Here is a 12,190-nt window from a genome sequence, read left to right on the forward strand (position 1 = left end):
CCCGAAGGCGACGGCGCACCCGAAGGCGACGGCGCACCCGAAGGCGACGGCGCACCCGAAGGCGACGGCGCACCCGAAGGCGACGGCGCACCCGAAGGCGACGGCGCACCCGAAGACGGCGACGGAGGCGCGGGCGCGTCGGTGTCGGGGGCGCGGTGGGAGTGCGGCGGCTCGTACGCCTCGGAGAACTCCAGGTCGTCGCCGATGTCGCTGCCCGCGTCGGGGTCCACGGCCTCGTCGACCAGGTCGGCGGCGGCATCGGCGACGGCCCGGGACACGCGGACCGGCCGGCGCGGCGCGAGCGGCGCCGTCACCTCGGAGGCGCTGGCCTGCTTCGGCTCGCCGAGGACCTCCTCCGCGACCCGGCGCACGTCCCAGCCGAGCTCGTCGTAGCGGGCCATCAGCTCCGACGGGGTGGCGACGCCCGCCTCGACGATGAGCCGGGCGGTGTGCACGAGCGGGTCGCGGGCGAGGTCGGCGGCGATCTCGACGGGGGTGCGGTACGCCATCTCGGCGTCGGCGCCGGCGTGGCCCATCAGCCGGACGGTGGTGAGGTGCAGGATCGCGGGCCGGCGGAAGCGGCGCACCCACGCGGCGGCCTCGGCGGCCCGGTCGTAGGTGGCCGCGCTGTCGCACCCGTCGGCGGCGTAGTACCGGAGCCCTGGGCGGCTGCTGAGGGCGGCGGCGACCCAGCCCTCGGGGGAGCGGACGCTGATGCCGAGGGAGTTGTCCTCGCAGACGAACAGCAGCGGCAGGCGCAGCCCGACGTGGTCGCACCAGCCGGCGGTGTTGAACGCGGCGGTCGCGGCGGCGTGGTTGATCGACGCGTCGCCGAAGGAGCAGACGACGAGGGCGTCGCCGGGCCAGCCGTGGCCGTTGGTGCCGGTACCGGCGTCGGCGTGCGCACCGGTGCGCCGGCGGCCGCGGCCCAGCGCGTACGCGACGCCGATCGAGCGCGGCAGGTGCGAGGCGATCGTCGAGGTGGTGGGCACGATGTGCAGGTCGGGGTGGCCGAAGACCTTGTGCCGGCCGCCGGCGATCGGCTCCTTCGCCGAGGCGACCACCCCGCGCAGGACGTCGCGGATGGGGTCGCTGCCGGGGACCTGGCCGGCGCGCAGGCAGTAGAAGCCGCCGGAACGGTAGTGCAGCAGGGCGGGGTCGGTCGGGCGCAGCGCCGCGGCGACCGCCGCGTTCCCCTCGTGGCCGGACGAGCCGATCGTGTAGTAGCCGGCGTTGAAGCTGCGCAGCCAGCGGGCCGCGAGGTCGAGGTGCCGGCTGGTGCACTGGGCGTCGTACAGCTCGCGGGCCTGCACACCGGTGAGTGCGGTGTCGTCACGCACCGGCTCGTCGAGGTCCCGGATGACCGTGGCGGCGACGAGCCCGGCGAGCTCCGCGCGGAACCGCTCGTCGAGGTCCTGAGGGGTGGTCACGTTCGACAGCATGGCCGACTTTGGTCTTCGTCTGCCAGTCCGACGCGTCGCCGGGTGCCGCGACGGTCACCGCCCGTTGCGCGCCGCCAGGGCTCTGTACTGCGAAGACTCCAGGAAGCCCGGCACCAGAAGTGCCGCGGTCACGCCGAGGTCGCGGGAGAGTGCCTCCTCAGGTGTGAGGAAGACCATTGCCTGCCCCTCACCGAGCACGATGTCGTCCTGGGTGGCGTCGGTGGCCGCGCAGTACACATGCATCTCCACCAGACCGTCGGCGGTCGTCACCGAGGGTCTCGTACCGGTGACGTAGTGCTCCAGGTCGGTGACGGTCAGTCCGGTCTCCTCCCACACCTCGCGGCGGGCCGCCTCCTCCGGCGTCTCCCCGTCCTCGATCTTGCCGCCGGGCATCGCCCACTGGTTGGGCGAGACCTTCGCGTGGGAGTCACGGTGCTGCATCAGGACCCGCCCCTGCGGGTCGACGAGGAACACGACGGCGACGCGACGCTCGATCACGTCAGAATCCTCCCGCGCCGGGGCCGGGAACCCCGGCAGGAAACGCGCTCATCCGTGCAGGAAGCTGAAACGGACCTGGCGGGTGGCGTTGTCGCCGTTCGGGTCGACCAGGCAGATCGACTGCCAGGTGCCCAGCGCGATCCGGCCGCCGACGACCGGCAGCGTCGCGTACGGCGCGACGAACGCCGGCATGACGTGGTCGCGGCCGTGGCCGGGTGAGCCGTGCCGGTGCCGCCAGCGGTCGTCGGCCGGCAGCACGTCGTCGAGGGCGCGCAGCAGGTCGTCGTCGCTGCCCGCGCCGGTCTCGATGATCGCGACGCCGGCGGTCGCGTGCGGGACGAACACGTGCAGCAGCCCGTCGCCGTCCGGCGCGTGCCCGGCGACGAACCGCGCCGCCTCGTCCGTGATGTCGCGCACCACCGGCCGGGAGCCGGTGCGCACGGTGATGACCTCGGAGTGCATGGACCCCAGTCTGTCAGTCGGACGAGGACGACGACGAGGAGCCCGAGTCGGACGACGACGAGGAGCCGGAGTCGCTGGACGACGACGAGCCCGAGTCGGAGGACGACCAGGACGACCCGGAGTCGTGCGAGTGGGAGTGCGAGTGGCCGTGGTCCATGCTGTGCCCCCACCCGTGGACGTGACCGCCGTGGGAGTCGTGGGAGCTGTGGTGCCCGCCCGAGGGGCCGGAGCCGCCGCCGTCCGGGGTCCAGTCGGGCCCGAGCTGGTCGGCGCCGAAGGGGAACGAGGACGACGACGGGCCGCCGCGCCGGAGCCCGCCGCCGGTCGTGTTGTTGAAGGCGGAGCTCACGGTGCCGCGCACCACCCGGCGCACGACGAACGTGACGACGACGACCACCGTGATGATCGAGGCGGTGACGCAGAGGACCGGGACCAGCAGCCACCAGGCGGAGTTGTCGGACACGGCCGGACCGTAGCCGATCCGGACCCGCGGTACGGTCGATCAGTCGCGGTTTTGTCACGCAGAAGTTACCCGCCGGTATCGTGTCGCGCGTCGCAGTTGACGCCCCGTAGACGTGACGGATTGCACTGAGGGCAGGCAGGATGGGACATGGGCTCACACATTGCCTCAACCCGAACACCCAGAGGCCATCCCGACCGGCCACCACCGTCCTACCTCGGGGGCGACCGGTCCTACACCTAGAAGGAACGCCTGTGTCCACCGAACGCAAGCGCCCAGTGATCAGCGACGGCCTGCCGAGTCAACTGCCGGACATCGACCCGGAGGAGACCACCGAGTGGGTCGAGTCGCTGGACGGAGTGATCGACGAGCGCGGCACGAAGCGCGCCCGGTACGTGATGCTGCGCCTGCTGGAGCGCGCGCGGGAGCGACAGGTCGGCGTGCCGCCGCTCACGACCACCGACTACATCAACACGATCGCGCCGGAGCGTGAGCCCTGGTTCCCCGGCGACGAGCACGTGGAGCGGCGCATCCGCGCCTACATCCGGTGGAACGCGGCGATGCTCGTGCAGCGCGCCCAGCGTCCCGACGTCGGCGTCGGCGGTCACATCTCGACCTTCGCCAGCGCCGCCAGCCTGTACGAGGTCGGCTTCAACCACTTCTTCCGGGGCAAGGACCACCCGGGCGGCGGCGACCAGATCTTCTTCCAGGGGCACGCCTCGCCGGGCATGTACGCGCGCGCGTTCATGGAGGGCCGCCTGAGCGAGCAGCAGCTCGACGGGTTCCGCCAGGAGCTGTCGCACGGCGGCATGGGCAAGGGCCTGCCCAGCTACCCGCACCCGCGGCTGATGCCCAACTTCTGGGAGTTCCCGACCGTCTCGATGGGCCTGGGCGGCATCAACGCGATCTACCAGGCGCGGTTCAACCGGTACCTGCACAACCGCGGCTTCAAGGACACCAGCCAGCAGCACGTATGGGCGTTCCTCGGCGACGGTGAGATGGACGAGCCGGAGTCGATCGGCGCGATCGGCGTCGCCGCCCGCGAGGAGCTGGACAACCTCACCTTCGTCATCAACTGCAACCTGCAGCGCCTCGACGGCCCGGTCCGCGGCAACGGCAAGGTCATGCAGGAGCTCGAGGCGTTCTTCCGCGGCGCCGGCTGGAACGTGATCAAGGTCGTCTGGGGCCGGGAGTGGGACCCGCTGCTGGCCGCCGACACCGACGGCGCGCTGGTCAACCTGATGAACGTCACCCCGGACGGCGACTACCAGACCTACAAGGCGGAGTCCGGCGCGTACGTGCGGGAGCACTTCTTCGGCCGCGACCCGCGCACGCGCAAGATGGTCGAGCACCTGTCCGACGACGAGATCTGGAACCTCAAGCGCGGCGGCCACGACTACCGCAAGCTGTACGCGGCGTACAAGGCGGCCACCGAGCACACCGGCCAGCCGACGGTCATCCTGGCCAAGACGATCAAGGGCTGGACGCTCGGCTCGCACTTCGAGGGCCGCAACGCCACCCACCAGATGAAGAAGCTGACGCTGCAGGACGTCAAGGACTTCCGCGACCGGCTGTACCTGGACATCCCGGACAGCGCGATCGGCGACAACCCGTACGCGGTGCCGTACTACCGGCCCGACGAGAAGTCCGACGAGATGCAGTACATGCGCGAGCGGCGGGCGCAGCTGGGCGGACCGGTGCCGAACCGGCGGACCACCCACGTGCCGCTGCAGCTGCCGCAGTCGTCGGTGTACGGGGACATCAAGCGCGGCTCCGGCAAGCAGAAGGTCGCCACCACGATGGCGTTCGTCCGCATGCTCAAGGACCTGATGCGCGACAAGGGGATGGGGCGGCGCTGGGTGCCGGTCATCCCCGACGAGGCCCGCACGTTCGGCATGGACTCGCTCTTCCCGACCGCGAAGATCTACTCGCCGCACGGGCAGAACTACACGCCGGTCGACCGGGAGCTGTTCCTGAGCTACCGGGAGTCCACCAGCGGGCAGATCCTGCACGAGGGGATCAACGAGGCCGGCTCGGTCGCGTCGTTCACGGCCGCGGCGACCAGCTACGCCACCCACGGCGAGCCGATCATCCCGGTCTACATCTTCTACTCGATGTTCGGCTTCCAGCGCACCGCCGACGGCATCTGGGCGGCCGCCGACCAGATGTCGCGCGGCTTCCTGCTGGGCGCCACCGCGGGCCGCACCACGCTCAACGGTGAGGGCCTGCAGCACGAGGACGGTCACTCGCTGCTCATCGCGGCGACGAACCCGGCCGTGGTGGCCTACGACCCGGCGTTCGGCTTCGAGATCGCGCACATCACCGAGAACGCGGTCAACCGGATGTACGGCGAGAAGCCCGAGGACCTCATCTACTACCTGACGATCTACAACGAGCCGATCTTCCAGCCGGCCGAGCCCGAGGGCCTGGACGTGCAGGGCGTGCTCAAGGGCCTCTACAAGTACCTGCCCGCACCGGTGCAGGAGGGCCCGAAGGCACAGATCCTCGCCTCCGGCACCGGCATGCAGTGGGCGCTGAAGGCGCAGAAGCTGCTCGCCGAGGAGTGGGGCGTGGCCGCCGACGTGTGGTCCGCGACGTCGTGGACCGAGCTGCGCCGCGACGCGATCGTCGCCGAGGAGCACAACCTGCTGCACCCGGCCGACGAGCCGCGGGTGCCGTACATCACCCAGGCGCTGCAGGACGTCGAGGGCCCGGTCATCGCGGTCTCCGACTTCATGCGGGCCGTGCCGGACCTGATCGCCCGCTGGGTGCCCACCGACTACACGTCGCTCGGCACCGACGGCTTCGGTCTGTCCGACACCCGGCACGCGCTGCGCCGGCACTTCCACGTCGACGCCGAGTCGGTCGTGGTCGCCACGCTGCGCCAGCTCGCCCGCCGCGGCGAGGTGCCCGCGTCGGCCGCCGCGGACGCGGCGAAGAAGTACGCGATCGACGACGTCAACGCCGCCCCGGTGGGGGAGACCGGCGGCGACTCCTGATCGACGGGTAGCGAGGGCCGTCCGCACGGACGGCCCTCTCTTTCGGCAAAGAGGTTTGCGGCGTAAAGTAGTTTGCATGACCCCGGTCGATGACGACGCGCCGCCCGCCTCGCCGGCGGAGTCCCTCGCCCTCATCCAGCAGGAGCGCACGGCCGTCACCAGCACCATCACCCCCAACCCGCTCGTCTACTACCTGCCCTGGGGCCTCGCCTGGCTGGTGGGTTACGGGCTGCTGTTCCTGCGGTTCGGCCCCGGCGGCCGGGTCTTCGTCGACCTGCCCGAGTGGCTGCCGCTCGTCGTGCTGTTCGCGGCGATGGCGGCGGCGATGGTGAGCACCCTGGTCGCGTCCGTCCGGCGCGGGCGCGGCGTCGAGGGCCGCTCGTCGTGGCAGGGCACGGCCTACGGGATCGCCTGGTTCCTCGCGTTCGCCGGCGTCGGCTCCACCACCGGGCGCTTCGTCCGCTACCTGCCCCAGGACGAGCAGGGCCTGCTGTGGGCCTGCGTCTCGGTCGGCACCGTCGCCGTCATGTACATGACGGGCGCCGCCATCTGGCTGTCGCGCGACATGTTCGTCCTCGGCGCCTGGCTCACCGTCATCAACATCGCCGGCGTCGCCCTCGGCCCCGGCTGGCACTCGCTGCTGATCTCCGCCGGCGGTGGCGGCGGCCTGTGCCTGCTGGCGGTGGTCTTCTGGTGGCGGGGACGGCGGCGTGGCTGAGCTCGACCCCGTGATCCACGCCCAGGCGCGGCTGCGGATCATGGCCGCGCTGTCCGGGCTGCCCGCCGGCGACCGGATGACCTTCCCCCGCCTGCAGGAGCTGCTCGACATGACGGCCGGGAACCTGTCGGTGCACCTGACGAAGCTCGAGCAGGCCGGCTATGTCGACCTGGTCAAGTCCTTCCGCGGCCGCACCCCGACGACCTCGGCCGCCCTCAGCACCCGCGGCCGGGTCGCCTTCGACGACTACACGACCGCCGTCCGCGCCCTCCTAGACCCCACCAGGGAGTCCTGATGCTCCTCGCCCGCACCGTCGACGTCGCCCGGCGCTACGGCGCCGGCGCCAAGGCCCAGGTCGCGCTCGACGGCGTCAGCCTCGACATCCATGCCGGGGGCGTGGTCGGGCTGCTCGGCCCCAACGGCGCCGGCAAGTCGACGCTCGTCAACCTGCTCGTCGGCCTGCGCCGCCCGACGAGCGGCACCGTCGAGCTCTTCGGCGGCGACCCCCGCGACCCGGCCTCCCGCCGCCGGATCGGGGTCACCCCGCAGGAGACCGGCCTGCCCGCGACGCTGCGGGTGCGCGAGTGCGTGGCGTTCGTCGCGGCCCACTTCGCCGACCCGGTCCCCACCGGTGAGCTCCTGGAAGGGTTCGGCCTGACGGAGGTCGCCGGCCGGCAGACGGGCGGCCTGTCCGGCGGGCAGAAGCGCCGCCTCGCCGTCGCGCTCGCCTTCGCCGGCCGTCCCGACCTGGTGTTCCTGGACGAGCCGACGACCGGCCTGGACGTGCAGGCGCGCCGCGACCTGTGGGCCCACATCCGGGCGTACGGGCGCACCGGCACCGTCGTGCTGACCAGCCACTACCTGGAGGAGATCGAGGCCCTCGCCGACCGGGTCGTGGTCCTCGGCGGCGGCCGGGTCCTCGCCGACGACACCGTCGCCGCGATCCGCGCCATGGTCGGCATCCACCGGGTCAGCCTCGACAGCGCGACGCTGCCCGAGCTGCCGGCGCTGCCCGGCGTCGTCGGCGTCGAGCAGGCCGACGGCCGCACCTCGCTGCTCACCGCCGACCCTGACCAGCTCGTGCGGGACCTCGTCACCACGGGCGTGCCGTTCCGCGGGCTGCAGGTCCGGCCCACCAGCCTCGAAGAGGCATTCCTGACCCTGACGGGACGCTGATCATGTCGCTCGCGCTCACGCATGCCCGGTTCCGCATCCTGGAGACCGCCCGCATCCCCGTCGCCGTCGTCGGCGGGGCGTTCTTCCCGGCCGCGTCGATGCTGTTCTTCGTCGTGCCGTTCGCCGGGGACGACCCGGTCGGCGCCACCTACGCGACCGCCTCGATGGTCATGTTCGCGGTGATGACCAGCTCGCTGTTCACCTACGGCGTCGGCGTCGCCGAGGACCGCGCCCAGCCGTGGGACCCCTACAGCCGCACCCTGCCGGCCGGGCCCGCCGTCGCCTTCACCGGGCGGGTCCTGTCCGGGCTCACGTTCATGTTCCTGTCGCTGATCCCGGTCGTCATCATCGGCGCCACCCTGACCGCCGCCACCGCCTCCCCGGTGCAGTTGCTGCTCGCCCTCGGCGCGGTCGTGCTCGGCGCCCTGCCGTTCACGTTCATGGGCCTGGCGATCGGCTATTCCCTGCCGACCAAGGCCGCCCTCGCGGTCGCGCAGATCATCTTCTTCCCGCTCGCGTTCGGCGGCGGGCTGCTGTCGTCGCCCGGCGACGCGCCCGGGTTCGTCGAGACGATCGCGCCGTTCCTGCCGACCCGCGGCGCCGCCGAGCTGCTCTGGGCCGCGGTCGGCGACTTCACGGTGTCGGCCACCTCGATGGTCTCCCTGGCCGCCTGGACGGTCGCGGCGGCGGGCCTCGCGGCCTGGGCGCACCGCCGCGACGAGGGAGCCCGCTTCAGCTGATCCGCACTCCGGCGCCCCCCGGTCGGCGACAAAATGCCGATTGGGGGGCGCCGATGTTTGTCGCAAAAGCGCCCACCGGATCTTTCCTGGTCATTACCCTGGAGTGGGGGGCGGCGGCTACCACCGGCGGTGGAATTCTACGAACCGTTCGACCGGACGCGCCGTTTCTCCGATCACACATGAATTCTTTCTTCGGGGAATATGAAATGTATCTTTGGTACCGCGACCAGGCGGTGCGCGTCCCGTTGTCCTCCACGAGGGCGCGGGCGAAGGGGACGAGGGTGACGGGGGCGGTGACGGCCGTGGCGCAGCCGGACGCGGTCGGCCTCGTCGTGGCGTACCTGCGCGCACAGCACCATCTGTCCGACGCGACCCTGGTGACCTCGCGACCGGCCAATCCGACGAGTGATCCAGCGGTCCTGCTCGTGGAGGCGGTGGGGGAGCCGGTCCGCTCCCGCCTGCCGTGGGCACGGCAGACCCGCTGGCGGATCGGGCTCCAGGCGTGGGCCGCACCCGACCGAGCGGAGGCGGTCGTCTACGGTGCGTTGACTGCGTTGCTCGCGGCGCGCGGCGTCAGGCTGCCCGAGGGCGGCCGGATCGTCCGGGTCGACCCCGCCGCCCAGCCGACCGAGGTGCCCGACCGGAATGCGGGCGCCGACGTTCGCCGGGTGGTGGCAACCGTGGACGTCCTGGTGAGTTACTGATCAATTGAGTAGATCAACACTCAGGGTTGAGTAGGTATTCACGCAACCCTTGAGTAGCCCTGTCGGGCGACAAGGGTCGACGTAGGGCTACACCGGCGCTACGTTGGGCAGCGGCATGAATTCTGCACGTGAATTTTTTCCGATGCCTAGCGCGCTCGTCGACCCCCGCCGCTCGGGCGATGTCCCGTGCCCGGGCGGCGGAGGCCTCCCGGGCACGGGCGCCGGCGGCCGTCACGGCGCTGGTCACGGGACATCGCCCATCGACGGCGCTGGTTGCCCGTGGCTGAGTGGCGGCCCGGTCGCGGAGAACGGCGACGGCCGGTCCCCCCGAGAGGACCGGCCGTCGGCTGTGGTGGGGTCAGGCGGCGGTGCGCCAGGTGCCCCGCTGTCCGGCGCCCGCCAAGGGCCCGGCCCCGATCGCGTCGAGCATGAGGGCCTGCACGGCGTAGGGCTCCGCCGGCCGCCAGCCGTGCGACTCGGGGGACAGCTCCCAGCGCACCCGCCCGCCGAACTGCGGGCTCGGCGCCGCCGGCACCCACGACCCCTGCCCGTGCAGCACCACGCCGGGCTGCTGGGCCAGCTCCGGCAGCAGCCCGTGCCCGGGCAGCACCAGGAACGACCAGCGGTCCCCCTGACCCTTCTGTCGGGCCACCATGACCGGCCCGCGCGCCGCGACGAAGCCGTCGCCGAGCAGCGCGGCCCGGCCCAGCGCGCCGGGGACCTCCAGCACGTCGAAGGCGTACCCGGTCGGGAACAGGACGCTGTAGGGGTGCACGCGCCACCACTCGGCGACGGCCGACGGAGACCGGCTCGGCGTGTTGGCGGTGGGGTGGCACGCCACGGTGCGGCAGCCGGGCTGGCCGCAGTCGAAGCGGCGCTCCCTGGCGTGCCGGCCCGCGCTCTGGCCGACCAGGTAGGCGCCGGGCAGCACGTGCCAGCCGTGTTCGGCGTACCGGACGGCCGCTTTGCGGAGTTTGGCGCGTTCCCAGGACCGCATGTGCTCCTCCTAGCAGCGGAGATCACTCGAAAGTGCACACAGAACCACGTCGCGTCACCGGACGTCGTGTGCGTCGTTGGCAATGACAACGGGGTCTGCAACTTGCACATCAGAACGTATGAGCACGAACGCCGGACGAACCGCACAAAAGGTGCGATTTCGGCCGAGCGGGTGACCTCCGGAGGTGAGCGGCGTGGATGAGCTGCCGATCGGGCGGCGCGTGGCCTACTGGCGGAACCGGCGCAAGATGTCCCAGCAGGTCTTCGCGGACCGGCTCGGGAAGTCGAAGAGCTGGGTCGACAAGGTCGAGCGCGGCGTGCGGCGCCTGGACAAGTTCTCGGTGGTCTACGAGATCGCCGACGTGCTCCAGCTCGACGTGCAGATCCTGCTGGGCAAGGACCCCGAGCGGCGCCCCGACAGCGTCAACTGCGTCGACCAGGTCGAGGTCGAGGAGATCCGCGCCGCGCTGGAGCGCTACGACCAGATCAGCGCCTTCTTCTACGCGCCGCCCGAGCCGCCGCCCCTCGCCGAGATGCGCAAGGCCGTCACCCACGCGTGGCTGAGCTACCAGCACGCGAAGTACGGCATGCTCGCCCGCACCCTGCCCCGCCTCCTGCGGGAGGCCCAGGCCGCCGACACCGCCTACGTCGACGGCGGGCAGAGCCGCGAGGCCGCCCACCTGCTCGGGCAGGTCTACCAGATCGCCTCCTCGGCGCTGCGCAAGCTCGGCGAGCACGAGCTGGCCTGGCTCGCCGCCGACCGGTCGATCGCGGTGTCGCAGCGCGCCGGCGACCAGCTCCTCGCCGGCGCCGCCACCACCAGGGTCGCCCTCGCCCTGCTCGCCCTCGGCCGGTCCCGCCCGGCGCTGGAGATCAACGTCAACATCGCCAACCGGCTCGCCCCCGGCTCCGACGGCAACGACTGCGCACCCGAGCGCCTGTCGGTCTACGGGATGCTGCTGCTGCAGGGCGCGATGGCCGCCGCCCGCATCGGCGACGGCGCCACCGTCCGGGACCTGCTCGGCGGGGCGGAGGAGGCGGCCCGCGGGCTCGACGGCGACCACAACTACTACTGGTCCAGCTTCGGGCCGACGAACGTGAAGCTGCACCGCGCCGCCGCCGCCGTCGAGCTCGGCGAGGGGCGCCACGCGGTCGAGGTGCACGAGTCGCTGAACCTGGAGGCGTTCCACGCGCTGCTGCCGGAGCGCCGCGCGCACCACTACCTCGACCAGGCCCGCGCCTACGCCCTCCTCGGCGACATCGAGCAGGCCAGCGAGATGCTCCTGGAGGGCGACCGGCTCGCCCCCTCGGAGATCCGCTGCCGGCCGCTGGCCCGGGAGGTGCTCAGCGACGTCCTGCGGCGCACCCGCGGCACCCCCTCGGCGCCCGTCGCTGAACTCGCCGAGCACATGAGCGTGGGGGTGTAGGGCACGGGGTAGCACAATGCCCGCATGGCCGGTCATGTCCTGTACGCCGTGATGTGCGGATCGCCTGTCACGCAGCACGCCAGCAAGCTGGTGTCGCTCGCCCAGGCGAAAGGCTGGGAGGTCTGCGTGGTCGCCACGCCGGACGCCCTCAAGTGGCTCGACATCCCGAGCCTCATCGCCCAGACCGGGCACCCGGTCCGGCACCGGTACAAGTACCCCGGAGACCCCGACATCCTCCCGCAGGCCGAAGCCATGATCGTCGCCCCGGCCACCGTCAACACGATCAACAAGTGGGCCGCGGGCATCGCCGACACCCTGGCCCTCGGCCTCGTCGTCGAGGGCCTCGGCATGGGCCTGCCGATCGTCGCGGTGCCCTTCACCAACGCCGCCATGGCCCGGCACCCCGCGTTCGGCGAGTCGATCGAGAAGCTGCGGGCCTGGGGCGTCACCGTCCTCTACGGCCCCGACGTCCTGCCCCTGCACCCGCCGGGCACGGGCGAGCGGATCACGGACCGCTTTCCCTGGCATCTGCCCGTCGAGGCGGTCGGCCCGCCGCGGGTGGAGTAAC

General features: G+C 72.1%; 13 protein-coding genes. 8 read left to right on the forward strand and 5 right to left on the reverse strand.

Features of this window, described 5'->3' with window-relative positions; translation table 11 throughout:
* The 4 genes from AB0J72_RS35125 to AB0J72_RS35140 form a co-directional block, all read right to left on the reverse strand.
* The coding region (locus AB0J72_RS35125; RefSeq protein WP_363406382.1) for a thiamine pyrophosphate-dependent enzyme at positions 1 to 1,442 on the reverse strand (1,442 nt) is incomplete at its 3' end.
* Between the two features lie 54 nt (positions 1,443 to 1,496).
* Positions 1,497 to 1,940 carry an NUDIX hydrolase gene (locus tag AB0J72_RS35130; protein WP_363406385.1) on the reverse strand — a complete coding sequence of 148 codons (444 nt, stop codon included), beginning with the start codon at positions 1,938 to 1,940 and terminating at the stop codon, positions 1,497 to 1,499.
* A 48-nt stretch (positions 1,941 to 1,988) separates the two neighbouring features.
* Positions 1,989 to 2,402, reverse strand: a complete 414-nt coding sequence (locus AB0J72_RS35135; RefSeq protein ID WP_363406388.1) for a YjbQ family protein — start codon at positions 2,400 to 2,402, stop codon at positions 1,989 to 1,991.
* A 13-nt stretch (positions 2,403 to 2,415) separates the two neighbouring features.
* Complete coding sequence (locus AB0J72_RS35140; RefSeq protein WP_363406391.1) at positions 2,416 to 2,865, reverse strand: hypothetical protein; 450 nt, start codon at positions 2,863 to 2,865, stop codon at positions 2,416 to 2,418.
* 251 nt (positions 2,866 to 3,116) lie between these two features.
* On the opposite strand from AB0J72_RS35140, the gene aceE reads away from it, so the two are divergent.
* From aceE to AB0J72_RS35170, 6 genes are all read left to right on the forward strand, one after another.
* Positions 3,117 to 5,861, forward strand: a complete 2,745-nt coding sequence (gene aceE, locus AB0J72_RS35145; protein WP_363406394.1) for a pyruvate dehydrogenase (acetyl-transferring), homodimeric type — start codon at positions 3,117 to 3,119, stop codon at positions 5,859 to 5,861.
* A 76-nt stretch (positions 5,862 to 5,937) separates the two neighbouring features.
* Positions 5,938 to 6,579, forward strand: coding sequence for a transporter (locus AB0J72_RS35150; RefSeq protein ID WP_363406397.1), 642 nt, complete (start codon positions 5,938 to 5,940; stop codon positions 6,577 to 6,579).
* Positions 6,572 to 6,874 carry a transcriptional regulator gene (locus tag AB0J72_RS35155; RefSeq protein WP_363406400.1) on the forward strand — a complete coding sequence of 101 codons (303 nt, stop codon included), beginning with the start codon at positions 6,572 to 6,574 and terminating at the stop codon, positions 6,872 to 6,874. Before AB0J72_RS35150 ends, AB0J72_RS35155 begins: the two co-directional genes overlap by 8 nt.
* Entirely contained in the window at positions 6,874 to 7,755 is an 882-nt protein-coding gene (locus AB0J72_RS35160) for an ABC transporter ATP-binding protein (protein WP_363406402.1), read from the forward strand. The genes AB0J72_RS35155 and AB0J72_RS35160 overlap by 1 nt, the downstream gene beginning before the upstream one ends.
* A gap of 2 nt (positions 7,756 to 7,757) precedes the next feature.
* Positions 7,758 to 8,495 (forward strand): ABC transporter permease, encoded by a 738-nt coding sequence (locus AB0J72_RS35165; protein ID WP_363406405.1) that lies wholly within the window; start codon positions 7,758 to 7,760, stop codon positions 8,493 to 8,495.
* A gap of 281 nt (positions 8,496 to 8,776) precedes the next feature.
* Positions 8,777 to 9,199: a hypothetical protein gene (locus tag AB0J72_RS35170; protein WP_363406408.1), complete on the forward strand. Its 423-nt coding sequence runs from the start codon at positions 8,777 to 8,779 to the stop codon at positions 9,197 to 9,199.
* A gap of 358 nt (positions 9,200 to 9,557) precedes the next feature.
* Here AB0J72_RS35170 and AB0J72_RS35175 read toward each other — a convergent pair whose 3' ends face one another.
* On the reverse strand, positions 9,558 to 10,196 hold the full coding sequence (locus tag AB0J72_RS35175; protein ID WP_363406411.1) for a bifunctional DNA primase/polymerase: 639 nt from the start codon (positions 10,194 to 10,196) through the stop codon (positions 9,558 to 9,560).
* A 193-nt stretch (positions 10,197 to 10,389) separates the two neighbouring features.
* On the opposite strand from AB0J72_RS35175, the gene AB0J72_RS35180 reads away from it, so the two are divergent.
* Both AB0J72_RS35180 and AB0J72_RS35185 read left to right on the forward strand, forming a co-directional pair.
* Positions 10,390 to 11,622 carry a helix-turn-helix domain-containing protein gene (locus AB0J72_RS35180; RefSeq protein WP_363406414.1) on the forward strand — a complete coding sequence of 411 codons (1,233 nt, stop codon included), beginning with the start codon at positions 10,390 to 10,392 and terminating at the stop codon, positions 11,620 to 11,622.
* Between the two features lie 24 nt (positions 11,623 to 11,646).
* Entirely contained in the window at positions 11,647 to 12,189 is a 543-nt protein-coding gene (locus tag AB0J72_RS35185; protein ID WP_363406417.1) for a flavoprotein, read from the forward strand.
* Position 12,190 lies beyond the last annotated feature (1 nt).

The organism is Dactylosporangium sp. NPDC049742 (assembly GCF_040674675.1).
GTDB classification, from domain to species: domain Bacteria; phylum Actinomycetota; class Actinomycetes; order Mycobacteriales; family Micromonosporaceae; genus Dactylosporangium; species Dactylosporangium maewongense.

What these genes read in the sequence shown, in the direction of transcription:
- AB0J72_RS35150 (WP_363406397.1), top strand. Translation starts at nt 5,938, where the DNA reads ATGACCCCGGTCGATGACGACGCGCCGCCCGCCTCGCCGGCGGAGTCC.
- AB0J72_RS35160 (WP_363406402.1), top strand. Translation starts at nt 6,874, where the DNA reads ATGCTCCTCGCCCGCACCGTCGACGTCGCCCGGCGCTACGGCGCCGGC.
- AB0J72_RS35185 (WP_363406417.1), top strand. Translation starts at nt 11,647, where the DNA reads ATGGCCGGTCATGTCCTGTACGCCGTGATGTGCGGATCGCCTGTCACG.
- AB0J72_RS35135 (WP_363406388.1), bottom strand. Translation starts at nt 2,402, where the DNA reads ATGCACTCCGAGGTCATCACCGTGCGCACCGGCTCCCGGCCGGTGGTG.
- AB0J72_RS35175 (WP_363406411.1), bottom strand. Translation starts at nt 10,196, where the DNA reads ATGCGGTCCTGGGAACGCGCCAAACTCCGCAAAGCGGCCGTCCGGTAC.
- AB0J72_RS35165 (WP_363406405.1), top strand. Translation starts at nt 7,758, where the DNA reads ATGTCGCTCGCGCTCACGCATGCCCGGTTCCGCATCCTGGAGACCGCC.